The organism is Mucilaginibacter panaciglaebae, from assembly GCF_039539265.1.
GTDB lineage: Bacteria > Bacteroidota > Bacteroidia > Sphingobacteriales > Sphingobacteriaceae > Mucilaginibacter > Mucilaginibacter panaciglaebae.
Map to the genome: position 1 here is coordinate 339,433 of NZ_BAABCV010000001.1, position 23,531 is coordinate 362,963.

Below are 23,531 nucleotides of genomic sequence, written 5' to 3' on the forward strand. Positions count from 1 at the left end.
AAAATTGATTATCTATAATTAAAAGATTTGGGGTAAACTTGCATTTACAAAATGAAAGCATTTTACGGAGATCTTAAACTTGGAATTTTAGGTGGCGGACAATTGGGCCGCATGCTCATACAGCAAGCCATAAACTATAATGTAACGGTGAAAGTGCTCGATCCAGATCGTGAGGCTCCTTGCCGCAAACTATGCGATGAATTTGTAGCAGGTTCTTTGGGCGACTATGAAACCGTTTACAAATTTGGCAAAAAGGTTGACCTCCTGACTATCGAGATCGAAAAAGTAAATGTTGACGCTTTAGAGCAATTGGAACGAGAAGGCGTACTCGTTTATCCACAGCCACGCATCATTCGCCTGATACAGGATAAGGGGCTGCAGAAGCAGTTTTTCAAGGAGAACGATATTCCTACGGCGCCGTTCAAAGTAATTGGTTCTGTTGATGAATTAAAACAAGCCGGCTTTAACTACCCCTACATACAAAAATTAAGACGCGACGGTTATGACGGGCGCGGAGTTTATAAAGTTGCCGACGAAAGCTCATTGGCAAATGCTTTTACTGAACCCAGCCTGATTGAGCAACTGATAGATTTTGAAAAAGAGATCAGTGTTATAGTAGCCCGTAATGAGAATGGCGAAGTAGCAACTTTTCCATTGGTGGAAATGGAATTCAATCCTGAAGTTAACCTGGTGGAATTTCTGATTTCGCCTTCCACTTTTTCTGCGGAAATTAAGGAAGAGGCCGATCGCATTGCCCGAAAAATTGCGGAGGATCTTAAAATAATCGGCTTGTTGGCGGTTGAGATGTTTTTAACAAAAGATGGCCGTATATTGGTAAACGAACTGGCACCGCGACCGCATAACAGCGGTCACCAAAGCATTGAGGGGAATGTAGTATCTCAGTTTGAGCAACATCTGCGTGCGATATTTAACCAGCCAATGGGCGATACCGCCTGCATAGGTAATGCAGTAGTGATCAATGTACTGGGCGAGCCCGGCTTTGAAGGGCCTGCCGTTTATCAGGGAATTGAAAAAATATTAAAGTGTAAGGGCGTATATGTGCATTTGTATGGCAAAGCTTTAACTAAGCCATTCCGTAAAATGGGGCATGTAACGGTAGTGGATACTGACAGAGAAAAGGCCATTGAGAAAGCCAGATTTGTGCAGGGCACGCTAAAGGTAATAAGCTAGTCCCACTCGTATTATTGCGGGTCTATATATACTCGTAATCAAGCGTTGATTAATAGTTAATAGCTTCGCTGAATTAAATTTACTAGATTGACTGTCTATTGCAGAGATTGCTTCGTCCCTTGCAATGACGGCTTTAAATATGAATATGAGCCAACCAAAAATAGGAATCATTATGGGCAGCAAATCGGATCTTCCGGTTATGCAGGATGCCGCTGACGTGTTAGCCGAACTAGGCGTTAATTATGAGATTACTGTGGTGTCGGCTCACCGTACGCCCGATCGTATGTTTACCTACGCACGTGAAGCCGCCGGTCGTGGTATCAAGGTTATCATAGCCGGCGCAGGCGGTGCAGCTCACTTACCTGGCATGGTGGCCTCATTAACCCATCTGCCGGTTATCGGTGTGCCGGTAAAATCAAGTAACTCTATTGATGGTTGGGATTCTATCCTGTCCATACTGCAAATGCCCAATGGTATTCCGGTTGCTACGGTTGCTTTAAATGCGGCCAAAAACGCAGGGATACTAGCAGCGCAAATCATTTCAACTGCTGATGAGCAAGTGGTTAAAAACCTCATCGCATTTAAAGAAAACCTGAAGAAGAAAGTTGAAGAATCGGCTGAGGAAATGAAGGCACCGGGGAAATAATAATAATGTCACCCGAGCTATACTCCGTTAATTTAACTGAGGATTTTCAGGGAAATTAGCAATATGCGCAAAACGGCTACCAAGGCTTATTACTACTTCCTTCCACATATTGTGTTCGCTATTGCTAAACAAAGTTCCGGCGCTGCATTTTTCTGCTACTATCCAGCTGTTTTCCTGTAATTCTTCATCCAGTTGGCTCGGCGTCCAGCCTGAATACCCCATAAAAAACTTAATCTCGTTTTCATTTAACCGGTAGGTATTTATTAATTCTTTAATAATTTCAAAATCACCGCCCCAGTATACGCCGTCGCATATTTCAATGCCGCCCTCTATTTTTTCGGGCACACAATGTATAAAATGTAAAGTATTTGCAGCTACCGGCCCACCGACGTAAACAGGTATTTCGGAGTATGAAATATCAGGTAAAACATCGCCCAGCAAATATTCGCTTTGATGATTCAGGATAAAGCCCATAGCGCCTGTATCAGCATATTCTGTAAGTAGAATAACCGACCGCTTAAAGTTAGGATCCATCATAAAAGGCTCAGATATTAATAATCGCCCCGGGGCGGCTGTGGTAGAATTTAACATAAACTTATTCTTAGGTTACATTTAATTAACAAGTTAAAGTAAAATATGTTCAACATGGCTGCACGAAATATAATATTAACTATTTACGGTATAATTAATTTGTAAGTTTGCAGTAATGAATCAGGAAGAATTACAGAACCTACGACAGGATTACAGCGCTGCTATTCTATCAGAAAAGACCATCAGCGCTAACCCTATAAAACAGTTTGATCAGTGGTTTAATGAAGCCATTGAAGCCCAAATACCTGAGCCAAACGCCATGACCCTGGCAACAGCTACCAGTGACGGCCGCCCATCTGCCCGTATTGTGTTATTAAAAGGATTTGATGATACCGGCTTTGCTTTTTACACTAATTATTTAAGCCGCAAAGGCAAAGAACTGGCTAAAAACCCAAACGCTGCTATTGTATTTCATTGGATAGGCCTTGAACGCCAGGTGCGTATTGAGGGCACTATCGAGAAATTGAGCAGGGAGCAATCTGAAAGATATTTTCATTCGCGTCCTAAATTAAGTCAGATTAGCGCATTAGCATCGCCACAAAGCCAGGAAATAACTGACCGCGACGAATTGGAGAACAAAATGAGTCAGTTAGAAACAGAATATGCTGAAAAAGAAGTACCCAAACCATCGTATTGGGGTGGTTATGTTTTAAAGCCCCGGCTAATTGAGTTTTGGCAGGGCGGTCGTAGCCGTTTGCATGACCGCATTGTGTACAAAAAGATTGACAACAAAAACTGGAAAAAAGTTAGGTTAGCGCCATGAGTTTCGGGGAGATCAAACAACTACTAATTGATAAATTTGGTGCCGATGTCATTGAAGGCGACGAAACCAGCGGCTTACAGCCTGCGTTGCTCATAGCACCGGATAAAATTACCGAAGTATGCCTTGAGTTACGCAAAAATCCCAAAACTTATTTTGACTTTTTAGCTTGCCTTAGCGGTGTTGATTATGGTGTTGAAGCCGGATGTTTTGGTGTGGTTTATCATTTAACATCAATGCCCTATCAACTACAGCTGACGCTAAAAATAAGCAGGCCCTTTGATCGGGCGGAGGGCGGCGAACCAGTATTTAAAAGCGTATCATCAGTGTACCGGACCGCCGACTGGCACGAACGCGAAGCATATGACCTTGTAGGGATCTTTTTTGAGGGCCACCCTGATTTGAGAAGAATATTATTGCCTGATGATTGGGAAGGTTATCCATTAAGAAGGGATTACAAAAACGCAGAATATTATAAAGGAATTAAGATAGATTGATTCAATAAAATGTCATTGCGAGCGTAGCGCGGCAATTGCAAGGAGAAAAAAATACCAGCAAATTCGCGATTTGTTTACCTCCTCGCAACGACAACAATATAACAGTGAATTAAAGTGACTGACGCATTACAAGCATATTATCAAAAAATCGCTAACGCCAGTGTTGAGGACATGGTCTTGAATATTGGGCCTCAGCACCCGTCAATGCATGGCGTTTTACGGTTAGAAACAATTACCGATGGTGAGATTGTTAAAGAAGTAATTCCGCATGTAGGTTACCTTCACCGCTGTTTTGAAAAACACGCAGAATCGCTTACCTATCAGCAGACTATACCATTTACGGACAGAATGGATTACCTGGCTTCGATGACTAATGCCCATGTGTGGGTAATGGGTGTTGAACGCATGCTTGGCATTGACAAAGACATACCTAAGCGGGTAGAGTATATCCGCGTGTTGGTGAGTGAAATGAACCGCATTGCATCCCACTTAATTTCTATAGGTACTTATGGAATTGATATCGGCGCTTTCACGCCCTTTTTGTGGGTATTTAAAGACCGTGAGCATATTATGGGTATGCTGGAATGGGCTTCAGGTTCACGCTTACTTTACAACTACATTTGGGTAGGCGGATTATTTTATGATCTGCCGGTAGGCTTTGAAGAGCGCTGCCGTGAGTTTATCGAATACTTTAAACCAAAAATGGCAGAGCTTAACCAACTGCTTACTGATAACCAAATCTTCATCAGCCGCACAGCTAATGTCGGTATACTACCGCGCGACGTAGCTATTAACTACGGTTGTTCGGGCCCTGTGCTGCGCGCTTCTGGTTTAAAATGGGATTTGCGCCGTATCGATAATTACTCAGTTTACCCCGAAATTGATTTTGATATTCCTATTGGAAAAGGGGAAATGGGCTCGGTAGGTGATTGCTGGGATAGATACAAAGTGCGTGTAGATGAAATTGAGCAATGTTTGAATATTATGGAACAATGCTTAGATCGTTTGCAGAAAGATCTGAAACGCACACCCGATTTTGATCCCCGCGCCAAATTACCACGGAAACTTACCCCCAAGCCACAAGACTATTATGTAAGAGGTGAAGGGTCAAAAGGCGAACTGGGTTACTATTTTATACACACTGATCCCCGGTCAGAAGTTCCTTTTAGGGTAAAAGCCAGAGGCCCGAGTTTCAATAATCTCTCCGTTTTATCTGAAATAGCCAAAGGCGTAATGATTGCGGATTTGATTGCAATTGTGGGTAGTATAGATTTTGTATTGGGTGAAGTAGATAGATAACACTTTTCTCCCTTGTCAGTTTGAGCTACAGCGAGAAATCTATGCATTGATATTAATCCATGCTTAGCTTCTGTATAGTTCTCTCCCGTTAGTCAAAGATGACAAAGAAACAAAGTATTTAAAAACAAGAAAGGCGCTTAACAGCGCCTTATCTCGTCCATAGGTAGATAGAATACTCAGGGTTAATAAACTTTAACCATGAATACAAAGTTCTTAGCCCTAGCCGCTTTTTGCGCTTCAGATAACCCTGTCAGCGTATTCTTTTTGTTTAATATTACCTTATTTTCCAGCGAATCGGCCGGGATGTTTTTAATAGCATCTAACAGGTATTTGGCTTTGATGGCAAAATGCTCCCCTTCAAAATGTGCTTCTTTTGAATCTGTTATACCAATTACGTTGCCTTTGCTGTCCCATAACGGTCCGCCGCTATTGCCCGGATTGATTGGCATAGTAATTTTATAGTGCAGCGTGTCGCCGTTTTGGCCAAATAATGATGACAACGATCCCGGAACATAAGCCGGATAGCCGTCAGGATAGCCATAAGTTGATATCTGTTCGGCCAGTGCGCCCTCTCCCCTTTTAAAAGTATAAGGCACTGTACCCAGTTTTTCAAAAGATTTGTCAGTGATCTTTAAAATAGCAATATCATGCTGAGGTTCTGTATACAACACCTCGGCTTTATACGTATTTCCGTCAGCATTTTGTACAAATACGGCATCAGCATCCTCAACCACATGGTAGTTGGTCGCAATCAACCCGTCAGATGTTATAGCAAAACCGGTTGCAGTAGCACTGTATTTGTCAACAGTAGTTTTACCTTTTTCTGATTTAATAGCGTTAATATAACGCCCCTGATTAGTGATTGACCCTTCCAGCCTGTTCATTTTATTTTTAAGGCCGATGATTTCTGAGTTGGTACTATTATTCAGTTTTCCGGTAAACCACATAGCCGACAAAAATGCAATGATACCTATCGACGCAGCAACCGATATTTTCGAATGATGATGACGCCAAAATTGAACGATCCAGATGGGATGTACCATCAGATTTTCTTTTAAAGTATGTACGTCTATTTCGTCATGGATAGCGTTTAAGCGGCTCTCCAGTTCTACGCGCTCGCCGTATTGCTTTAACAAACTTATAAAAAGCTTGTGCTCGACAACCTTGCTGTCCACCTCGGCATTTTCTTTACGCAGCAGTTCAAATTTCTTACGCTCATCGGCTTTCATTTCGCCATTAAGGTAACGTTCAATTGTCTCTAAAAGCTGATTATCACTCATTTTCATGCTCCTCTTTACTTTTGCTGAAAAAACAATTTTTTCAGCCTTTGCAGGCATTTATATTTCTGCGTTTTGGCATTATCTGCATTAGTATAACCAAAACGCTCACAGATATCCTGCATCGATCTGTTATGTATATAAAAGTCTTCCATTATGGTTTTGCATGGCTCGCCTAATAATTTAAGCGCGCTTTCCATTTTGGTAAACTGTATATTACGGTCATTGTGTTGCTCAATCTCTTCTTCCTCTATTGGCAAAAAATCCTGAAAATCCCGGATATCGCCACCATAGCGGTTAATTTGTGTCAGCCTTTTTAACCAAAGCCTGCGGCAAATTGAATAAATGTAAGTTTTTAACTTACTGCTTAACTCAAAGTCGCCTGCTTTTACCTTATTATAAAGAACTATTACAGCCTCCTGATAAATGTCCTTGGCATCGTCTGCGTCGCCATTATTATTAATAATGAGTTGCAGTACCATCGGAAAGTAAGCTGTATATAATTTTTTTAGTGCTGTTTCCGAATTATTTAAAATACCAAGAATAACTTCGCTATCTGTTGGCGTTGAATCTTTTAGCTGTTTGCTCACTCTATATCTTCATTACTTAATACCATTATCACCAAATAGTAACCCATTGGGGATAAGAAAATCTAAAAATAAATAATAATATGTTTAGCCCTTTATTATTTGTTGCTTAATTAGGGGTTAAACTATTAACTTTTTCATTAGCAGGCCATTAAACATCAGATAAAAATTAATTGGCATACTTAATGCATTGTATCAAATCGAATAATTTTTAATGACACTAATAAATAATTGCACGATCATGAAAAACACAGTTAAAAACGGATTGCTTGCTTTAACCGTAGCAGTATCATTTGCAGCCTGTAAAGGCAAGGGATCAGCCAATGTTGATTCGGTTAGAACTGATTCATCAACTTCTACCACGGTAACTGACACTACCAGGAAGGATACTAACTCTATGACGCCCGATTCTTTAAAAAAGGACACCAACGTACACACTACCACTACCACAACTAAAATCCGATCTGCCGAATCTCATAAAAAGCAATAAGTATGCAACAAAAGGGGATAGCGATTAAGCTCCTCCCCTTTTGTTTACAATAATCCGGGTTACCTTAAAAACCACGTATTAATTTATATAAGCGATTGTTAAAAAGAGCACTTAAAAAAATAATTTTTCTAGTTTTTATAGCTGATTTTTAGTTTTTTATCAAAGGGTGATCAATTATTTTACAAATAGTGGGTTACCTTTTGATGTTTATTGTATTAATAGAAAAACTATATAGTCACTTTTTAAAAAACTCAACATGAAAAATTCAATTAAATTCGCAGCAATCGCTTTAGTTATGGCTTCTTTCGTTGCTTGCAAAGGTTCAAGTTCAGCTACTACTGATTCAGTTAAAACTGATTCAACTGTAACTACTACTGACACTACTAAAGCTGATACTGCTAAAGCTGATACTGCTAAAGCTGACACTGCTAAAAAAATGTAATCATTTTTTTAATTAACAAAAAAGCCTCCCGATTTTATCGCGGAGGCTTTTTTGTTGTAATTTGCAATCGCTGGTTAATGACTTTGTTCTACTGAATCACGTAAGGCTTTGATTTCATCGTGCGACTGATCAATGATAGATTTTTGATCATTTAAAATATCACGAATATAAGCTGGCAAGCCTTCTTCTTCTAAAGCAGATTGATACGCTTTTTTGATAGCATCCTCGCCAAATTCACACTCTTCAAGAATACTTTTTTCACTATGTCCGGTGAATGAAGCTTTAACCTGAAGCCAGGTACGATGAATAGTACCGCTTACTGAAGTGTCGGTATCCGCATCGCCACCTAACACCTGTACTTCTTGAGCAAGGGTTGATTTTAATTGCTGGCTTTCTAATATTTTGTTATTGAAAACCGCTATAAGTTCCTGATCATTATTGGCTTCTGTAGTTTCTTTAATGGCCTTTTCAAAACCTTTAATACGGTCATTGTTAATTTGAACCAGGTCATTCAATGTCTCGATGGTTGCTTTATTATTTTCCATGTCTTTTTGATATTTGTTTAAGTTATCAATAACCAAAAACGGGCCAAAAGTTAATGCAAGCGCAATAAGTTGTCAAAAAAAGTAAATTATTTGCCTCCCATAAACATCGAGAATAGCCAAATAATTATACCTACTACAACTACTACTGCCAGTATACCCACAAATACGCCGGCTTTAAAAATGCCGTTAATCACAGAACATCCGCTCAAGGCAATCATTGCCAGCAGGATAAGGGAAATGTTTATTTTTTTCATCGGTAAAATGTTGTAAAATGGTTTTAAATAGTTTGTAATTAATATACAATGTGTAACGCTTTTAGTTTGCTTTGACAGATTAATCGTTATTTACCGTAACCTTCATAGGCAGAAAATTACTTAAACATTATGTCTTTATGTATACTGATGTCTAATTTTACCGGCCATGGCATCACCTATATATTCAGCAAAAAATCTTACCGTAAGGTTTTTAAATAATGTCCTGTTTACCGATTTAAACTTTAGTATAGACAAAGGGCAGCACTGGGCTTTGGTGGGCGAAAGCGGATCAGGCAAAAGCGCGTTGCTGCAAACCATAGCCGGCAACTTAAATGCCACAGGCGGCGAAGTTTGTTATCATTTTTTTGAAGATTACCTGCAAGATCATCCAGACAACACGGAACGTCTCACCCACCATAAACTGATTGCGATGGTAGAGGCAAAGCATCATTTTAAAAACCTGAGCAATACCGGGAATTTTTATTATCAGCAGCGTTATAATTCAATGGATAGCGATGACGCACTGACTGTTGAGCAGTATTTGCATACCATAAACCCCGCCCCTCAGCTTGATTTATATTGGCACTTTGATAAGATTGTACAAACGCTTAAGCTGGATCAACTAAGTGGAAAGCAACTCATTAAATTATCTAACGGCGAAACCAAGCGGCTGCGGATTGCTGCTGCCTTGATTAAAAACCCATTGTTGTTACTGCTGGATAGTCCACTGACAGGGCTTGATGTGCAAACCCGTCGGGAGTTTAATGACGTTATTAAGGAAATCACACAATCTGGCATCACGGTAATCATGGCCACGTCGCCCTATGAAATTCCCGATGCGATCACCAATGTAGCGGTTTTAAAAAATTGCGGTATTGCACAAAGCGTTGCAAAAGCGGATTTCAAACCGGGTATAGCCGACTTGCAAGAAGATGATCATATAGATAAAGGCGAGTTAAAATCACTATTGAGCCATCATAATTCGTCTGGCGAATATCGGCAGATCGTTGCTATGAAAAACGTGCATGTTAAATATGGCGATAACGTGATTCTGGACGATGTAAGTTGGCAGGTAAACCCCGGCGAGCGGTGGGCCTTACTAGGCCATAACGGCGCAGGCAAATCAACCCTGTTAAGTTTAATTAACGGAGATAATCCGCAGGCTTATGCTAACGATATTGTTTTGTTCGATAAAAAGCGCGGTACCGGCGAAAGTATCTGGGACATCAAAAAGAAGATTGGCTTTGTATCGCCCGAGTTGCATCAGTACTTCCCTACTGATAACAGCTGCCTGCAGGTAATAGAATCGGGATATTACGACACTTTAGGGTTATTCCGTCCAAGTAATAAAGCGCGCACTGAAGTTGCCTTACGTTGGATGAAAGCCTTAGAAATTGATAAATATGCCCGCGTATTATTGAAAAACGTACCCGCCAGCGCCCAACGTTTGTGTCTGTTGGCCCGGGCGCTTATCAAAAATCCACCTCTGTTGATCTTTGACGAACCTTGCCAGGGCATGGATAGCCATCAACAACAACATTTTAAAAAACTGGTAGATGCTATCTGCGGTTTAAGTGAGGTTACGCTTATTTATGTAACACATTACCAGCACGAAATACCTGAAAGTGTTGCTAAGGTTTTGAAGTTGGAAAAAGGCCGGGTCGTAGGTAATTGAACCATAAAATCACATTAATCCTACAATCACATTGACCAGTGGGTCAGACAATATACTTATATTTGCTCTATGATTACTGCCGATTTGTTACAGCGCGCTTTGCGGTTTGAGTTTTTGAGTATCGAAGAGGGTGTTTACCTATATCACAATGCATCTACTGCCAATTTGATGTACGTAGCTAACGAACTGCGTAAAAAACAGGTACCACATGGCAAAGTAACCTGGCAAATAGACCGTAACGTTAACACAACCAACGTTTGTATCGCTAACTGCAAATTCTGTAATTTCTTTCGCCGCCCGGGGCATGAGGATAGTTATATTACCGATATTGAAACTTATAAACGTAAAATTGAGGAGACTTTTCGTTTAGGCGGCGACCAACTTTTATTGCAAGGCGGTCATCATCCTGATCTGGGTTTACAATTTTATGCTGATCTGTTTAAACAATTAAAAGAGCTATATCCGACATTAAAACTTCACTCATTAGGCCCTCCTGAAATTGCGCATGTGGCTAAGTTGGAAAACATGAGTCATATTGACGTTTTGCGCGCTTTGAAAGAAGCCGGTTTAGATTCTCTACCGGGGGCAGGGGCCGAAATTTTAAATGATCGGGTACGTCGTCTCATTTCAAAAGGTAAATGCGGCGGGCAGGAATGGCTGGATGTAATGCGCGCTGCACATCAATTGAATTTGCCGACATCAGCCACGATGATGTTTGGCCATGTGGAGACTATCGAAGAGCGCTTTGAGCATTTGGTTTGGATACGCCAGGTACAATCAGAAAAACCCGAAGGACATTATGGCTTTATAGCCTTTATCCCCTGGCCTTTTCAGGATGACGGAACTTTGCTGCGAAAAGTTCGCGGGATAACCAACAATGTTACCGGTGACGAATATATCAGAATGATTGCTTTGAGCCGTATCATGCTGCCTAACATTAAAAACATCCAGGCTTCATGGTTAACTGTTGGTAAGCAGGTTGCGCAGATTTGCCTAAATGCCGGGGCAAATGATTTCGGTTCCATCATGATCGAGGAAAATGTGGTATCTGCTGCAGGTGCCCCTCACCGTTTTACAGCAAAAGGTATTCAGGACTCCATTCGCGCTGCAGGTTTTGAGCCGCAGTTGCGTACCCAAAAATATGAGTGGCGCGATTTGCCTGCCCAATTAGAAGAACAGGTAATTGACTATTAATATAAAAGTGTCCGGGCCGATCTGCCCGGACGCTTAATCATAAAAGTTAATATCAACCTTATTTTACACCAAACGGAGCAACCAGGGCAACAACTTGTGCTGAAGTTAATGGCTCGTCAAAGGCTCCGGTAGCAGCAGCACCAGAAATCTTACCACCTACCCCATTTAAACTGGTGATCGTCACGCCACCTTGCAAAACATTGTCTTCGCCTACATAATTATTATTTACTGCAGCAATACCAGTATCATTAGCACCGACAATCCACGGCTTAGTACCTGAAGCACCTCTTGTCCTGCGAATCTGGCGGATAGCTGACGCATGGCGTGCTTCAACCGAGTGGATATCTAAAGCAGCAGTTAAAACAGTCTGATTACCAACCAGGAAACCAGCCTGGCCTTTATATGCGCGTACACCGGTATCTTCAAATGCCTGAGCAACTGCAAAAAAGGTATCAGCATTAGTTAACACATCGTTAAAAGTACCGCCTGCAGTAAAATCATAAGTACCGTTTATACCCTGTGTATTTTGTGCAACAGCTGCAGACCCTAACACACTCTTTAAAAACACAACATGTTCATTTTCGTGACCTTGAATGGTGACTAAATAACTTTTCTCTGTTGCAGAGAAAGTAATGTTCGAGGCAACACCAGCGTTGTAAAATGCGGCTTCAAGATATTCTAACTTCAAGGCATAGTTTAATACGTCATTTACAGATGGGGTTGCCGTTTGGCCATAGGCTTTTTTCATTAAGCTGCCCAAAGCAAATGGCAGAGCAGCAACAGCAACTTTTGATCCAAAGCTCGTGATATTTTTAATAGCTGCACGGCGCGGGCTTATTCTGTCCTGAAACTCAGGATCAGCTTTTTCAATTTCTTCAATTATTCCAAGTAAATTCATGTCTGTCTGTTTTAATATGCTTTATAACCATAGTTGATTGCACTTACTTTGGTAGTAAGATAACCGTTCGCAATTGCCAATACCTGCGCAATTGATTGTGGCTTATCCATGCCATTTGAATCAATTACAGTACTGTCCGCAAAGCTACTTGGGCTGATCAAGTCGCGGATATAAGAAGCATGGCGCGCCTCTACCGAAACGATTTTTCCGGCAAGCAATAAATAATCGGCACTTTTTAACAGGTAACCTGCGCCGTTATAGGCACTCACGCCTGTATCTTCAAATGCTTTGGCGGCACCTAAAACGCTGGCTCGGCTGCTAAAATTAATACTGCTGAAATTTGGCGTTAATGCCTGTATAGCATGAGTACCCAGGGCGGCTTTAAAAAACTCTCTGTGAGCAACCTCATGGTCGCGTATATCAGTTAATAAAGCTATTTCATCGTCAGATGCACCGGTGTACATATGTGCTGCAACATTAATATAAAATGCTGCCTCTAACTGCTCAAGTGCATAAGCATAATTCAAAATTGCAAGGTCGCCGGTGGCACCTATATCAATTCCAGTTGTCATCTGTGGCTTGCTATGGTCTTTTTTGCATGAAGCGGCGGATAACACGCTTAGAGCGGCCATGCCTGCTCCCGCATAATGTAAAAACGACCGGCGGGCCATGTTTACATCAGCATTTTCAAATTGGGCTTCTGTTTTCATAAATAAAATTGTTAAGTATGTTTATATATTTAGTGTTTAGTTTAGTGGTGCTCTTTTTTATGTACGAGGCGCTTACCTGTCTTGGTTTTGATATTTTTAATCTTATCATTCCCACGGGGAATAATTAAAACATTATCATTTTAAACGATAAAAATTACAACTTTAATAATTTAAGATAGATTACCGCAAAGACAATTAGCATGCCACGTAAAGGCAATAATTCCTGTCACGATTAATAAGTGATCAAATTGTAGCCGTGCAAAAAGGCGTTGGGTTCAATTGGTGCCTATTTGAAAAATAAAGTTGTTACACGTGCCAGGAATACTAATTTTACTACCTGATGGAAAATCCCGAATTGTATATAGAGGCTCTTGTATTTGCTTCAGAGCAAAGCATCCGCGTTGAAGAAATACTGTATTGTCTTCAAGCTACGTTTGAGCGCGATTTTGAGCAAGCGGAAGTTAATACCTGTTTGACAAACATCAAACAAAAATACGCGGCGACTGATTTTGCTATTGAGCTGGTTCATATCAATAACGGCTACCAGTTTTTAACCAAAAAAAGCTACCATCCGGTAATCAGTTTATTGCAGTTACAACGTGCTAAAAAGAAGCTGAGCCAGGCCGCTCTAGAGACTCTGGCCATTATTGCTTACAAGCAGCCGATAACAAAAACCGAGGTTGAGCAGATACGGGGAGTCAATTGCGATTATTCAATACAAAAACTTTTAGAAAAGGAGTTAATCGCAATAAATGGTAAGTCTGATGCCATAGGCAAACCAATTTTATATGGTACAAGCCCGTTATTTATGGACTATTTTGGGATTAATAGCATTGCAGAATTACCTCAAATAAAGGAACTTACAGACACCTCGTCAACCATTGGCGAACCGCAGGAATAAAAAATTAAATGTTTTTTCTTTAAAATGAAATTTCGTTATTTTTACTATTGTTAACCAATAGCATTGGCAAGATTTAATTAGCTTAATCATTATCATAATTTTAATTTTATAAAACATTTTCACCTCATGGGAGCGCCAAGAAAAAATGCAGACAAGAATATTCCAAGAAGCACGGATGCAGAAGACGATGACGATGACTTGGAAACAACGCCTAAAAGAAAGGCAGTTGATGACGATGACGATTTTGACGGGCCCTTAGATGATATCGGCTTTGAAGATTATGGTGATGAAGATGACGACGACGATTATTAATCAGTTAATATAATTAGTAACTTATTTAAAGCACCCGGAACCATATCTTGGGTGCTTTTTTATTTCACTTCATGACGCTTACAGAAGTTAAAGACAAAACAACAAAAAAACAATTTCTTGATGTAGCCCGCATCGTCTATAAAGATGACGAAAACTGGGTTTGCCCATTGGATAATGATATAGAAGCGGTTTTTGATCCACAGAAAAACAACTTCCATCAATTTGGCACATGCACCCGTTGGATTTTGAAGAATGACAAAGGCCAACTAATTGGCAGGATAGCTGCTTTTATCAATAATAAAAAAGCCTATACCTTTGAGCAACCCACTGGCGGCATTGGTTTCTTTGAGAGTATTGATTGCGAAAAAGCTGCCTTCCTGCTGTTTGATACCGCGAAAGAGTGGCTTAAAGAAAGGGGCATGGAAGCCATGGACGGCCCCATCAATTTTGGCGAGAATGATACTTTCTGGGGCTTGCTGTCTGAAGGATTTTCACAGCCGTCTTATGGAATGAATTATCATCCACCTTACTACAAAAAGTTTTTTGACGACTATGGGTTTAAGGTAATGTACGAGCAGATAACTAACCACCTATATCCCCATGTACCCTTCCCGGATCGCTTTGAAAAAATTGCCAAATGGGTGGCACAAAAGCCAGGTTACGAGTTTAAGCATCTAAAGGCATCGGATATTGAGACGTTTGCTGCCGATTTTATAGAGATCTATAACGATGCATGGAAAGATTTTAAAAATTTTGTTCCTATAACACACAGTACTATCCTGGAAAGCTTCAATAAAATGAAGGCTATTATGGATGAGAAACTCATCTGGTTTGCTTATGTTAATGGCGAGCCGGGTTCCTTTATCGTGGTACTGCCCGATGCCAACCAGATGATAAAACCACTAAAAGGAAAACTTAACCTGATAGGCAAACTCAAGTTTTTATACTATAGGTGGAAAGGCGTAAAACGCATGCGCGCTGTGGTTATGGGTACCAAGCAACACCTTCAAAATCACGGACTGGAGTCAGCAATCTTTACCAAACTAAAGGAATATGTATTGTCGCTTAACCAATATGAGGTTCTTGAACTATCATGGGTGGGCGATTTCAACGATAAGATGATGGCATTGCACCGCTCTATGGGCGCAACCTTTGCGCATCGCCACTTAACCATGCGTTATATTTTTATGCCAGAAACCGTAAAGCCATAAACCAAAAAAGGCTTGCCACACAACCATAGGTTGTAAACATAAACCTTTTAATATTAGGCAAAAGTTTTATATGGCTTAAGCTGTGGCTTTGTTGTGCCTTAGCTCTTCAAAAAGCTCAATAACTTTTTTCTGTAATTCAATAATCTCAGTCTCGCGGTCAGTAAGTTTTTTATTGACCAGGTCTAACTCGTTGACAAATTTTTGCTCTTGTTCGTGATCGTTAAACGTAAGTAGCTGAACTACTGACATTTCAAACAAATTTGATATCTGCTCTAAACGCGATAAATTGATATCAGTAATGCCGGTTTCGATTTTAGAAAAAGCAGGAATAGAAATATCTAACCTTTTAGCTACGTCTTCCTGGCTCCATCCCTTTTGATGACGTAATAGTCTGATTTTTTTTCCTAGTGATTTCATTTAGGATCTTGTAAATTTGGGGGTAAGGGTTTTCTCAATAGTTAATAAAGTTACTATTATTTTTTTATTTAAAAACAAATCTATAGTATTTTATTTTTTAGTTCACTCAAATTTATACCTCCAAAATTACCTGAACTCATCATTAACAGGCTGGAATTGTTTAATTTAGTACTTTCCAATTGCTCTGATAGTAGTTGCGGGTCATTAAAAAAGGTTAAATTGTTTTTTGCAAACGCTGCTTTTACGACTTTTGCAGGATAAGGTTCCATTTTTTTTTGCTCAAAAGTTTTCTTATCAATAAAAACAATGGCCTCTTCAGCTTCGTCCATAGTACCGGAGTATTCAGCCAGGAAATCTTTATTTAAACTACTGAATGTATGAAGTTCTATACAAGCAATTAACTTTCTATCAGGGAATTGTGCTTTGACTGCATGGATAGTAGCCTGCAGTTTTGAGGGCGAATGTGCAAAGTCCTTAAAAATTGTCGCGGTGTCGTTTTTACCCACCAGTTCCAAACGCCGGGCAGCACCTTTAAAACTGGTAATGAACTGATAAAAATCAGCATTAGTAATGCCAAGTTGCTCACATACCAAACGGGCGGCTTGCATATTCAGCAAATTGTGTTCACCAAAAATTTGCAGGGTGTATCTTTTACCATCTGACAGTATGGTAGTTACGCCGTTCTCAATTATGTATTCAGGCAATGCGTAAGGTTCTTTTTGAACATTCGATGCATTGCTTGCTACCACTTCTTCTAAAACAGCGTCGGTTTTACTATAAATTAAACTCCCCCCGGGCAGTATGGTTTCGATAAATATTTTAAACTGGTCAATATAACTTTTAAACGTCGGGAACACATTGATATGATCCCAGGCTATACCACTTATGACACCTATATTGGCATTATACAAATGAAATTTTGGTCGCCTGTCAATCGGCGAAGCTAAATATTCATCGCCCTCTATAACCATAACAGGCGCCTCTTTAGTAAGCTTGACCATGGTATCAAATCCTTCAAGCTGTGCGCCAACCAGATAGTCAAAATCTTTGCCTGCTGCTCGCAACACGTGCAAGATCATAGAGGTAATAGTAGTTTTACCGTGGCTACCACCAATAACTACCCGCAGTTTATTTTTTGATTGCTCATAAACATATTCAGGGTATGAATACACTTTAATACCCAGCTCCTGTGCCTTTAACAGCTCCGGATTATCAATGCGTGCATGCATGCCCAATATTATAGCATCCAGATCAGCAGTGATCTTTTCAGGATACCAGCCATTTTCCGCAGGCAGGATACCATAGCTTGCCAAACGAGATACCGATGGCTCAAACAAAACATCGTCAGAGCCGGTCACATCACAACCGTTTTTGTGCAAAGCAATGGCAAGGTTATGCATGGCCGCACCACCTATAGCGATAAAATGTACTCTCATGGTGCAAATAAACACAAAAACGCCTGGCTTAGCAAAGATTATTCTTTCAACAACAATACGGGCACGGCGGCACTTTCAGCCAATTGTTGAGACACGCTATCATGCAACAGCGATTGAAAAAAGCTGTACTTATGCGGCAATGCTATTACCAATTGCGCATCCTTTTCGGTTGCAAAATGCAAGATACCGTTTATAACATCAGTATCATTTACATAGCTGTATTTTGGATTATACTGTTTAAGCATGCTATACAAAACAGTTTCTTCAGCCTTGCGTTCTGCATCGCCCGATAAGTGTTTTGATTCTTTATCGATATTGACAACCAATAGTTCGAACTTCTTTTTGTCTAACAGCTGTTTTAATGAATCCAGCGGAACGGTTTCTTTTACCTTATCAAAATCGCAAGCCACTACTACCCTTTTGATTTGTTTAAAACTATAACGCGGCGGCACAACTATAACCGGCACCGGGCTCGCTTTCGATATTTTTACCACGTGGCCACCAATCTGCGTATCTGTTTTACTGGTATTACCTTTACTGCCTAAAATAACCAGGTCTGCACTTTTTGTATCCACATTTTCAATCACAGCACGCAACAGGTGTGAACGATTGAGATGGACACTTATCTTTACACCCTCTCTCGCATGTTTTTGCAAACTATGCTTCAAACGCTCCAATTTTTCAATACGGGCAGCCACTTCGAGCTCAACTTCTTCTTCCATAAGCTGTACCATATCCGGGTTAGGCAACATAGTTTCTATGGGCGATACATAGTAAGCATTTAGTAATACTATATGTTCAACATCAGTTTGCTTACTTAGTTCGGCGGCAAATTCGGCAGCATTTATTGAGGCTTTTGAAAAATCAATAGGTATAAGATAAGTTCTCATAATAGCAGTGTTAGTTGTTGTCGTTTTGACTATCTTGGTATAAAAGTCAATACAAAATTAATTGAAGGAACTTTACACTCTGTCAAATAAAACACATAAATATAAATAGAGTTTGAAGATAACTTGCTATTGTAGGATCCCGGCAAAGCTCACACTGATGCCATTAGAAAAGTTATCGCCGAATAGGTGCACTGTGATACACGACGAAATATCCTACCCTACTTGATAAACTTAGCAGCCACCCATTCACTATCTTTTTTATGGGTGATGTACTTTAAGCCGTATTTACGGGCTTCGTCGGTAATAATATCCAGGTCCGGAGTTTCATAGAAACCGCTGAAGTATATCTCGCCTTCCGGCTTTAAGACCTCGGCATAACGGGACATTTGATCAATAAGAATATTGCGGTTAATGTTGGCCAGGATAATATCATATTGCTCATCAGGAATAGCTTCCTTTGATCCGCAACCGGCGGTAATGTTTGAAACATGATTTAGCTGAGCATTCTCGACTGTGCTATCATAACAAACCGGATCATAATCTATAGCCATGATATCATCGGCGCCCAACCTGGCGGCCATTATAGCCAGGATACCTGTACCACAACCCATGTCAAGCACTTTCTTGCCGGCAAACTCATTTTCGAGCATTAGCTGCAGTACCATAGCTGTAGTTTGATGATGCCCGGTACCAAAAGCCATTTTCGGGTCGATAACTATTTCGTATGCAAACTCGGGGCGGGACTCATGGAAGGTAGCGCGAACAAAAACCCTATTGCCAATAGTAATTGGCTCAAAGTTACTTTCCCACACCTCATTCCAGTTTTTTTGCGGGATAAGTGTCGCTTCATAACTAAAGGTGAACAAATCACGGTAAGGCGTTAAAGTTTCCAGCAACTGTTCTTCGTTGAAATCAGTTTCGGGTATATAGGCCTTAAAGCCAAGCTCGGTTTCTTCGAAAGTATCAAAGCCGATATCGCCGAGAGCGTTAATTAAAAGATCTTGCTGATAATCCTCTGTAGTTATAGTAGTGAAAAATACTTCGTAATAATTCATGATTTGTTTTCGGTTTCTACTTGTGGTTCAGGCTTTGTGGTTTTGAGTAGTTTCCAATCCAACAGGCATAAAAGTAAAAAGTTTATGATCCAGTAAAACAGTTGTACACCCATCATAAAGAAGCCAATTTCAAGCAAATGGTTTACTTTGGTTAGCGGGTCCCAGATAATGTAAGCCAGCCCAAATGCTAAAACCAGGCAAACCAAAAACATAACACCAAATAAGTTTATAGCTGATTTTGGTTTAGCTAATACCTTATTCCATAAAGGCATTACAATTAAAAATTGCGTAAGCACGGCAATGAGTATCTGGCCAGGCGCAAATATCTTGTAATAAGCAATTAAGCCATATACAGAGTCTTCGCCTATATGCTTAATATCGACGTAATGGAAAAATGTAGTGAACTTTATAAATCCGGCAAAGAGCCAGAAAGCAACTAAAGGGGGCAGTATTATTTTTACAAGGTATTTAAACATACTACCCCCTATAACAATGTTTTTAGTTAAAAGCTTTAACGATATCTGTAAAATCGCGAGATTTTAATGATGCGCCCCCTATTAAGCCCCCGTCTATATCTGCCTGTGCAAACAATTCGGCAGCGTTTTTAGGGTTACAACTACCACCATATAAAATAGTAGTAGCATCAGCAACCGACTGGTCATATTTAGCAGCAATCTCCTTGCGTATAAAAGCGTGGATCTCCTGCGCCTGAGCCGACGTAGCGGTAACACCTGTGCCAATGGCCCAAACAGGCTCATAAGCAATAACCAGTTTGCTAAACTGCGCAGCATCCAGGTGGAAGACACCTTCAGCCAATTGCGATTTGATCACTTCAAAATGCGTATTGCTTTCGCGCTGCTGCAATGTTTCGCCGATACAGAAGATCGGTTTCAGATCGTTAGCTAAAACAGTGTCGGTCTTTTTAGCCAGCAACTCATTGGTCTCACCAAAATACTGACGACGCTCTGAGTGCCCTAGGATGACATAAGCGGCACCAACTGATTTAATTTGCTTAGCTGATACTTCGCCGGTATAAGCACCGCTCTCGGCCTGGTGAGCATTTTGCGCACCCACCGATACCTTTGCCGAACCTTTAGCCAAGTGCGTCAGGCTATGTAAATGAATAAACGGACTGCAAACTACCACTTCCTGCGTGCCCGTAGCCTCGTCTTTAACCATATTTAGTACTTCAGAAAATAAAGACAAACCTTCGTTATAATCAAGGTTCATTTTCCAGTTTCCGGCAACGATTTTTTTTCTCATGATGGATTTGTTAGTCCATGGTCAATGGCCATGGTTGTTAATGTTGTTTTGAACTTATATAATCACCACGGACTATCGACCATGGTCTGTGGGACATCAAATTAAAATACGCTTCTATAAGACTCTGTTAAAGCAAAAACGGCTTTTAGTATCTCCTGCTCAATCTTATCAAATTCACGGTCACGACGCGGGTATACCAGCATTGAGGTTTCATACATCTTCTTTAGCGAATAGGTTTCGAAACCCTGCGCGCCACCCCATGCAAAATCAGGCACGAAGTTACGTGGATAGCCGGCACCAAATACATTAGCGCTGACGCCCACTACAGTACCGGTGTTAAACATGGTATTGATGCCGCATTTCGCATGGTCGGCCATGATGAGGCCGCAAAATTGCAGACCGGTTTTGCGGAAACGCTGCACGGTATAATCCCACAGCTTCACTTCGGCGTAATTATTTTTCAGATTGGAGTTATTACTGTCGGCACCAATATTGCACCACTCGCCTAAAACAGAGTTACCCAAAAAACCCTCATGGCCTTTTGATGAATATCCCCAGATCACCGAATTACTTATTTCGCCGCCTACCCGGCAAAAAGGCCCGACGGTTGTAGCACCGTAAATCTTCGCCCCCATTTTAACCTGCGAGTCCTGGCATAAGGCAAAGGCTCCGCGAATATTAACCCCCTCCCAAACGCTGCTATTGGCGCCCAGGTAAATCGGCCCATTGGTAGTATTAAAAGTTGAGCATTCCGCAGTGGCGCCCTCCTCAGCAAAGAAATCGTTGCCAATGATAGTATTAGTGCTGCTTATTTCAACGCTGGTGCGGCCTTTGGTAAGCAGTTTAAAGTCTTTGCGCAATTCGATCTCGTTCTTGCTGAAAATATCTTCAGGATGTTTTAGACTGATAAAGAAAGGATCGTAATTGATAACCTTACTAAATTTACTGTCAATAGATGCTTTGGACGCGATCAGGAAATCACCTTGTTGAAGTGCCTCGCCGGTTTTTAGTTGGCTGATGGCTTCCAGCAAACCATCATCCGGGCAAACAGAGCCATTGATATAAAGGTCATCGGCACCAACTTTTTGCGGAAATTTGGCTTGCAAATAAGGCTGCGTCTGGAAAGAGTGCTCAGCATTTAAATGCTTAGCCCATTTTTCGGCGATGGTTAAAATACCAATGCGCAGATCGGCTACAGGACGAGTGTAAGTTAACGGCAGAAGTGATTGATGTGCGTTATCGTCGAACAGGATAATTGCCATGGCGCAAAAATAAAAAAAGTCCCGACTGCAAAGCCGGGACTTTCAAATATTTTATCAACAAGCTATTAGTTCTTGTTGTAACGAGTGCGGAATTTATCAATACGACCCGCAGTGTCAACCAGTTTCATCTTACCGGTATAGAAAGGGTGTGATGTATGAGAAATCTCTAATTTTACTAATGGATATTCGTTACCGTCTTCCCATTTAATAGTCTCGCGGGTATCGATGCATGATTTAGTGATAAAAGAATAGTCGTTAGACATGTCTTTAAATACAACTAATCTATAGTTTGATGGATGCAGATCTTTTTTCATCGTGTTAATTCTCTTCTTCTTTCTTATAAAAGAGGTGCAAATGTAGTATTTTAAATCAAAAGTAAAAAGAGGAAAATAAAAAAATTAGTGGTTAGAGACCGGTGATTAGAGATTAGTCTTTGATGCCTGGCTATTAAGCGATATAATTACGAGCAAACAACCTCATCTTTTCGCTGCTGTTACTGTTTCACTTAAAAGTGAAACACTTTGAAACAGTTGAAACACTTTCGCATCGTAAGTTATTCATTTTAAGCATATTATAAAAACAGGGTGAAACACTTTGAAACAGTAGTAATAGTTCAGGTAAATATATTTAAGATACTACTAACCAGTAATTTACAATATTTCGTAGCATTTTTTTAATTTGAGGGGTGAAACACTTTGATAGAATACCAGATTAAGCGTTGTACCCCTCCTGCACCAACTCCACCAACACGCCACCTGCGCTTTTAGGATGCACAAAACAAACCAACTTATTGTCCGCGCCTGGCTTAGGCTCATCGCTTAACAAAACAAAACCCTTAGCTTTCAGCCGTGCCATTTCGGCTTTAATATCGTTAACCTCAAAAGCAATATGATGTATGCCTTCGCCTTTTTTGTCAATGAATTTGGCAATGGGACTGTCTGCAGATGTAGCTTCGAGCAGTTCGATTTTATTTGGCCCGGCTTGCAGAAATGCGGTCTTTACAGCCTCGCCGGTCACCTCTTCCATCTTATAGACATTGGTATTCAGCAATTGCTCATACAGGTCGCCTGTTATCTTTAGATCGCGCACAGCGATGCCTATATGTTCAATTTTATTCAATTTGATTGCTTTATTACAGATTACAGAAACCTAAATAACCACCCTTAACTGTAGATACTCAATAGTTAAAGATCAATTTAAACTTGCCATTGGTAAGTTTTTTTTCAGTGCCGTTATTGATGTTCGCCAGCGTCCCTCTGAAAGTACCCTCTATCCCCTTATCGGTTAATGAAGTAATAGTAATGCCCATGCCACCGTCGTCAAAATAGCTTGTGTACTGATTTGGACGGGTAGGTGAAAAAGGCCCTGTTACATAGGTAATGCCAACGTAATGCGTGTCATCAATAGTGGCGGTATAGGTAGAACCTTGAGTAAGAGCTTGGGGCTCGGTTATATTAATTGAAATAACATCTGAATTTTCATCCAATCCGGCAGCCCCGTAAAGATATAATTTATTGCTTTGTATTAGAGTAGCCTTGCTCAATTTGGCCAGATTATTTGTAGTAAAACTTACCGGCACGCCATCAACATCAGCGGTTATATAATATGTGGGCGCTTGTTGTTTATCTTTTTTGCATGAAGCAAACAAGACAAGAATGCAACTAACAAAAGCTAAAACTTTTTTCATAAACAAGGTTTAATTTTATTAAAGATATAAAATGTTATCTC

The 23,531-nt window shown here is 40.5% G+C and carries 29 protein-coding genes; 12 read left to right on the forward strand and 17 right to left on the reverse strand.

Annotated features, from left to right (window positions below; genetic code table 11):
• Positions 1–51 precede the first annotated feature (51 nt).
• Together ABD772_RS01550 and purE are read left to right on the forward strand one after the other, a co-directional pair.
• Positions 52–1,191, forward strand: a complete 1,140-nt coding sequence (locus ABD772_RS01550) for a 5-(carboxyamino)imidazole ribonucleotide synthase (protein ID WP_345100632.1) — start codon at positions 52–54, stop codon at positions 1,189–1,191.
• A 145-nt stretch (positions 1,192–1,336) separates the two neighbouring features.
• Positions 1,337–1,837, forward strand: a complete 501-nt coding sequence (purE, locus tag ABD772_RS01555; protein ID WP_425562803.1) for a 5-(carboxyamino)imidazole ribonucleotide mutase — start codon at positions 1,337–1,339, stop codon at positions 1,835–1,837.
• 27 nt (positions 1,838–1,864) lie between these two features.
• Here the strand turns inward: purE and ABD772_RS01560 are convergent, their stop codons facing one another.
• Positions 1,865–2,428, reverse strand: a complete 564-nt coding sequence (locus ABD772_RS01560) for a YqgE/AlgH family protein (RefSeq protein WP_345100635.1) — start codon at positions 2,426–2,428, stop codon at positions 1,865–1,867.
• Positions 2,429–2,543: 115 nt separating this feature from the next.
• Between ABD772_RS01560 and pdxH the strand changes: the two genes are divergently transcribed.
• From pdxH to ABD772_RS01575, 3 genes are all read left to right on the forward strand, one after another.
• Positions 2,544–3,191: a pyridoxamine 5'-phosphate oxidase gene (pdxH, locus tag ABD772_RS01565; RefSeq protein WP_345100637.1), complete on the forward strand. Its 648-nt coding sequence runs from the start codon at positions 2,544–2,546 to the stop codon at positions 3,189–3,191.
• Positions 3,188–3,685 carry an NADH-quinone oxidoreductase subunit C gene (locus ABD772_RS01570; protein WP_345100639.1) on the forward strand — a complete coding sequence of 166 codons (498 nt, stop codon included), beginning with the start codon at positions 3,188–3,190 and terminating at the stop codon, positions 3,683–3,685. Before pdxH ends, ABD772_RS01570 begins: the two co-directional genes overlap by 4 nt.
• A gap of 171 nt (positions 3,686–3,856) precedes the next feature.
• Positions 3,857–4,984 carry an NADH-quinone oxidoreductase subunit D gene (locus ABD772_RS01575; protein ID WP_345100818.1) on the forward strand — a complete coding sequence of 376 codons (1,128 nt, stop codon included), beginning with the start codon at positions 3,857–3,859 and terminating at the stop codon, positions 4,982–4,984.
• A 182-nt stretch (positions 4,985–5,166) separates the two neighbouring features.
• On the opposite strand, the gene ABD772_RS01580 is transcribed toward ABD772_RS01575, so the two are convergent.
• Complete coding sequence (locus ABD772_RS01580; protein ID WP_345100641.1) at positions 5,167–6,264, reverse strand: S1C family serine protease; 1,098 nt, start codon at positions 6,262–6,264, stop codon at positions 5,167–5,169.
• 14 nt (positions 6,265–6,278) lie between these two features.
• Positions 6,279–6,851: an RNA polymerase sigma factor gene (locus tag ABD772_RS01585; RefSeq protein WP_345100643.1), complete on the reverse strand. Its 573-nt coding sequence runs from the start codon at positions 6,849–6,851 to the stop codon at positions 6,279–6,281.
• A gap of 238 nt (positions 6,852–7,089) precedes the next feature.
• On the opposite strand from ABD772_RS01585, the gene ABD772_RS01590 reads away from it, so the two are divergent.
• Together ABD772_RS01590 and ABD772_RS01595 are read left to right on the forward strand one after the other, a co-directional pair.
• Complete coding sequence (locus ABD772_RS01590) at positions 7,090–7,338, forward strand: hypothetical protein (protein ID WP_345100645.1); 249 nt, start codon at positions 7,090–7,092, stop codon at positions 7,336–7,338.
• A 256-nt stretch (positions 7,339–7,594) separates the two neighbouring features.
• On the forward strand, positions 7,595–7,780 hold the full coding sequence (locus tag ABD772_RS01595) for a hypothetical protein (protein WP_345100648.1): 186 nt from the start codon (positions 7,595–7,597) through the stop codon (positions 7,778–7,780).
• Between the two features lie 74 nt (positions 7,781–7,854).
• Here the strand turns inward: ABD772_RS01595 and ABD772_RS01600 are convergent, their stop codons facing one another.
• Both ABD772_RS01600 and ABD772_RS01605 read right to left on the reverse strand, forming a co-directional pair.
• On the reverse strand, positions 7,855–8,325 hold the full coding sequence (locus ABD772_RS01600) for a PA2169 family four-helix-bundle protein (RefSeq protein ID WP_345100650.1): 471 nt from the start codon (positions 8,323–8,325) through the stop codon (positions 7,855–7,857).
• Between the two features lie 86 nt (positions 8,326–8,411).
• The gene (locus ABD772_RS01605; protein ID WP_345100651.1) at positions 8,412–8,579 is read right to left on the reverse strand and encodes a hypothetical protein; all 168 of its coding nucleotides are present in this window, start codon (positions 8,577–8,579) and stop codon (positions 8,412–8,414) included.
• A gap of 166 nt (positions 8,580–8,745) precedes the next feature.
• Here ABD772_RS01605 and ABD772_RS01610 point away from each other — a divergent pair, with 166 nt between their 5' ends.
• Positions 8,746–10,254: an ATP-binding cassette domain-containing protein gene (locus tag ABD772_RS01610; protein ID WP_345100653.1), complete on the forward strand. Its 1,509-nt coding sequence runs from the start codon at positions 8,746–8,748 to the stop codon at positions 10,252–10,254.
• Between the two features lie 69 nt (positions 10,255–10,323).
• Positions 10,324–11,448 (forward strand): cyclic dehypoxanthinyl futalosine synthase, encoded by a 1,125-nt coding sequence (mqnC, locus tag ABD772_RS01615; RefSeq protein WP_345100655.1) that lies wholly within the window; start codon positions 10,324–10,326, stop codon positions 11,446–11,448.
• Between the two features lie 58 nt (positions 11,449–11,506).
• On the opposite strand, the gene ABD772_RS01620 is transcribed toward mqnC, so the two are convergent.
• Positions 11,507–12,346, reverse strand: a complete 840-nt coding sequence (locus tag ABD772_RS01620; RefSeq protein ID WP_345100656.1) for a ferritin-like domain-containing protein — start codon at positions 12,344–12,346, stop codon at positions 11,507–11,509.
• An 11-nt stretch (positions 12,347–12,357) separates the two neighbouring features.
• Positions 12,358–13,056 (reverse strand): ferritin-like domain-containing protein, encoded by a 699-nt coding sequence (locus ABD772_RS01625; RefSeq protein WP_345100658.1) that lies wholly within the window; start codon positions 13,054–13,056, stop codon positions 12,358–12,360.
• A gap of 340 nt (positions 13,057–13,396) precedes the next feature.
• On the opposite strand from ABD772_RS01625, the gene scpB reads away from it, so the two are divergent.
• The 3 genes from scpB (at position 13,397) to ABD772_RS01640 (ending at position 15,480) form a co-directional block, all read left to right on the forward strand.
• The gene (gene scpB / locus ABD772_RS01630) at positions 13,397–13,957 is read left to right on the forward strand and encodes an SMC-Scp complex subunit ScpB (protein WP_345100660.1); all 561 of its coding nucleotides are present in this window, start codon (positions 13,397–13,399) and stop codon (positions 13,955–13,957) included.
• Positions 13,958–14,083: 126 nt separating this feature from the next.
• On the forward strand, positions 14,084–14,269 hold the full coding sequence (locus ABD772_RS01635; RefSeq protein WP_345100661.1) for a hypothetical protein: 186 nt from the start codon (positions 14,084–14,086) through the stop codon (positions 14,267–14,269).
• Between the two features lie 71 nt (positions 14,270–14,340).
• A complete protein-coding gene (locus tag ABD772_RS01640; RefSeq protein WP_345100662.1) occupies positions 14,341–15,480 on the forward strand; it encodes a GNAT family N-acetyltransferase in 1,140 nt (379 codons plus the stop codon).
• A gap of 75 nt (positions 15,481–15,555) precedes the next feature.
• Here ABD772_RS01640 and ABD772_RS01645 read toward each other — a convergent pair whose 3' ends face one another.
• The 10 genes from ABD772_RS01645 to ABD772_RS01690 form a co-directional block, all read right to left on the reverse strand.
• Positions 15,556–15,897 carry a helix-turn-helix domain-containing protein gene (locus ABD772_RS01645; protein WP_345100664.1) on the reverse strand — a complete coding sequence of 114 codons (342 nt, stop codon included), beginning with the start codon at positions 15,895–15,897 and terminating at the stop codon, positions 15,556–15,558.
• 80 nt (positions 15,898–15,977) lie between these two features.
• Complete coding sequence (locus ABD772_RS01650) at positions 15,978–17,333, reverse strand: UDP-N-acetylmuramate--L-alanine ligase (RefSeq protein ID WP_345100666.1); 1,356 nt, start codon at positions 17,331–17,333, stop codon at positions 15,978–15,980.
• 38 nt (positions 17,334–17,371) lie between these two features.
• Positions 17,372–18,223, reverse strand: a complete 852-nt coding sequence (locus ABD772_RS01655) for a universal stress protein (protein ID WP_345100669.1) — start codon at positions 18,221–18,223, stop codon at positions 17,372–17,374.
• A gap of 218 nt (positions 18,224–18,441) precedes the next feature.
• Entirely contained in the window at positions 18,442–19,278 is an 837-nt protein-coding gene (gene prmA / locus ABD772_RS01660) for a 50S ribosomal protein L11 methyltransferase (RefSeq protein WP_345100670.1), read from the reverse strand.
• Positions 19,275–19,754 carry a hypothetical protein gene (locus ABD772_RS01665; protein ID WP_345100671.1) on the reverse strand — a complete coding sequence of 160 codons (480 nt, stop codon included), beginning with the start codon at positions 19,752–19,754 and terminating at the stop codon, positions 19,275–19,277. Before ABD772_RS01665 ends, prmA begins: the two co-directional genes overlap by 4 nt.
• A 22-nt stretch (positions 19,755–19,776) precedes the next feature.
• Positions 19,777–20,541 (reverse strand): triose-phosphate isomerase, encoded by a 765-nt coding sequence (tpiA, locus tag ABD772_RS01670; RefSeq protein WP_345100672.1) that lies wholly within the window; start codon positions 20,539–20,541, stop codon positions 19,777–19,779.
• 101 nt (positions 20,542–20,642) lie between these two features.
• Entirely contained in the window at positions 20,643–21,803 is a 1,161-nt protein-coding gene (locus tag ABD772_RS01675; protein WP_345100673.1) for a GlmU family protein, read from the reverse strand.
• A 65-nt stretch (positions 21,804–21,868) separates the two neighbouring features.
• Positions 21,869–22,117, reverse strand: a complete 249-nt coding sequence (locus ABD772_RS01680; RefSeq protein WP_345100674.1) for a type B 50S ribosomal protein L31 — start codon at positions 22,115–22,117, stop codon at positions 21,869–21,871.
• A gap of 397 nt (positions 22,118–22,514) precedes the next feature.
• Positions 22,515–22,922, reverse strand: coding sequence for a methylmalonyl-CoA epimerase (mce, locus tag ABD772_RS01685; RefSeq protein WP_345100675.1), 408 nt, complete (start codon positions 22,920–22,922; stop codon positions 22,515–22,517).
• A 58-nt stretch (positions 22,923–22,980) separates the two neighbouring features.
• The gene (locus ABD772_RS01690; RefSeq protein WP_345100676.1) at positions 22,981–23,490 is read right to left on the reverse strand and encodes a hypothetical protein; all 510 of its coding nucleotides are present in this window, start codon (positions 23,488–23,490) and stop codon (positions 22,981–22,983) included.
• Positions 23,491–23,531 lie beyond the last annotated feature (41 nt).

Excerpts from the sequence above, each read along its gene's own strand:
- ABD772_RS01550 (WP_345100632.1), top strand. The coding sequence starts at position 52 with ATGAAAGCATTTTACGGAGATCTTAAACTTGGAATTTTAGGTGGCGGA.
- purE (WP_425562803.1), top strand. The coding sequence starts at position 1,337 with ATGAGCCAACCAAAAATAGGAATCATTATGGGCAGCAAATCGGATCTT.
- ABD772_RS01560 (WP_345100635.1), bottom strand. The coding sequence starts at position 2,428 with ATGTTAAATTCTACCACAGCCGCCCCGGGGCGATTATTAATATCTGAG.
- pdxH (WP_345100637.1), top strand. The coding sequence starts at position 2,544 with ATGAATCAGGAAGAATTACAGAACCTACGACAGGATTACAGCGCTGCT.
- ABD772_RS01570 (WP_345100639.1), top strand. The coding sequence starts at position 3,188 with ATGAGTTTCGGGGAGATCAAACAACTACTAATTGATAAATTTGGTGCC.
- ABD772_RS01575 (WP_345100818.1), top strand. The coding sequence starts at position 3,857 with ATGGTCTTGAATATTGGGCCTCAGCACCCGTCAATGCATGGCGTTTTA.
- ABD772_RS01580 (WP_345100641.1), bottom strand. The coding sequence starts at position 6,264 with ATGAGTGATAATCAGCTTTTAGAGACAATTGAACGTTACCTTAATGGC.
- ABD772_RS01590 (WP_345100645.1), top strand. The coding sequence starts at position 7,090 with ATGAAAAACACAGTTAAAAACGGATTGCTTGCTTTAACCGTAGCAGTA.
- ABD772_RS01595 (WP_345100648.1), top strand. The coding sequence starts at position 7,595 with ATGAAAAATTCAATTAAATTCGCAGCAATCGCTTTAGTTATGGCTTCT.
- ABD772_RS01600 (WP_345100650.1), bottom strand. The coding sequence starts at position 8,325 with ATGGAAAATAATAAAGCAACCATCGAGACATTGAATGACCTGGTTCAA.
- ABD772_RS01605 (WP_345100651.1), bottom strand. The coding sequence starts at position 8,579 with ATGAAAAAAATAAACATTTCCCTTATCCTGCTGGCAATGATTGCCTTG.
- ABD772_RS01610 (WP_345100653.1), top strand. The coding sequence starts at position 8,746 with ATGGCATCACCTATATATTCAGCAAAAAATCTTACCGTAAGGTTTTTA.
- mqnC (WP_345100655.1), top strand. The coding sequence starts at position 10,324 with ATGATTACTGCCGATTTGTTACAGCGCGCTTTGCGGTTTGAGTTTTTG.
- ABD772_RS01620 (WP_345100656.1), bottom strand. The coding sequence starts at position 12,346 with ATGAATTTACTTGGAATAATTGAAGAAATTGAAAAAGCTGATCCTGAG.
- ABD772_RS01625 (WP_345100658.1), bottom strand. The coding sequence starts at position 13,056 with ATGAAAACAGAAGCCCAATTTGAAAATGCTGATGTAAACATGGCCCGC.
- scpB (WP_345100660.1), top strand. The coding sequence starts at position 13,397 with ATGGAAAATCCCGAATTGTATATAGAGGCTCTTGTATTTGCTTCAGAG.
- ABD772_RS01635 (WP_345100661.1), top strand. The coding sequence starts at position 14,084 with ATGGGAGCGCCAAGAAAAAATGCAGACAAGAATATTCCAAGAAGCACG.
- ABD772_RS01640 (WP_345100662.1), top strand. The coding sequence starts at position 14,341 with ATGACGCTTACAGAAGTTAAAGACAAAACAACAAAAAAACAATTTCTT.
- ABD772_RS01645 (WP_345100664.1), bottom strand. The coding sequence starts at position 15,897 with ATGAAATCACTAGGAAAAAAAATCAGACTATTACGTCATCAAAAGGGA.
- ABD772_RS01650 (WP_345100666.1), bottom strand. The coding sequence starts at position 17,333 with ATGAGAGTACATTTTATCGCTATAGGTGGTGCGGCCATGCATAACCTT.
- ABD772_RS01655 (WP_345100669.1), bottom strand. The coding sequence starts at position 18,223 with ATGAGAACTTATCTTATACCTATTGATTTTTCAAAAGCCTCAATAAAT.
- prmA (WP_345100670.1), bottom strand. The coding sequence starts at position 19,278 with ATGAATTATTACGAAGTATTTTTCACTACTATAACTACAGAGGATTAT.
- ABD772_RS01665 (WP_345100671.1), bottom strand. The coding sequence starts at position 19,754 with ATGTTTAAATACCTTGTAAAAATAATACTGCCCCCTTTAGTTGCTTTC.
- tpiA (WP_345100672.1), bottom strand. The coding sequence starts at position 20,541 with ATGAGAAAAAAAATCGTTGCCGGAAACTGGAAAATGAACCTTGATTAT.
- ABD772_RS01675 (WP_345100673.1), bottom strand. The coding sequence starts at position 21,803 with ATGGCAATTATCCTGTTCGACGATAACGCACATCAATCACTTCTGCCG.
- ABD772_RS01680 (WP_345100674.1), bottom strand. The coding sequence starts at position 22,117 with ATGAAAAAAGATCTGCATCCATCAAACTATAGATTAGTTGTATTTAAA.
- ABD772_RS01690 (WP_345100676.1), bottom strand. The coding sequence starts at position 23,490 with ATGAAAAAAGTTTTAGCTTTTGTTAGTTGCATTCTTGTCTTGTTTGCT.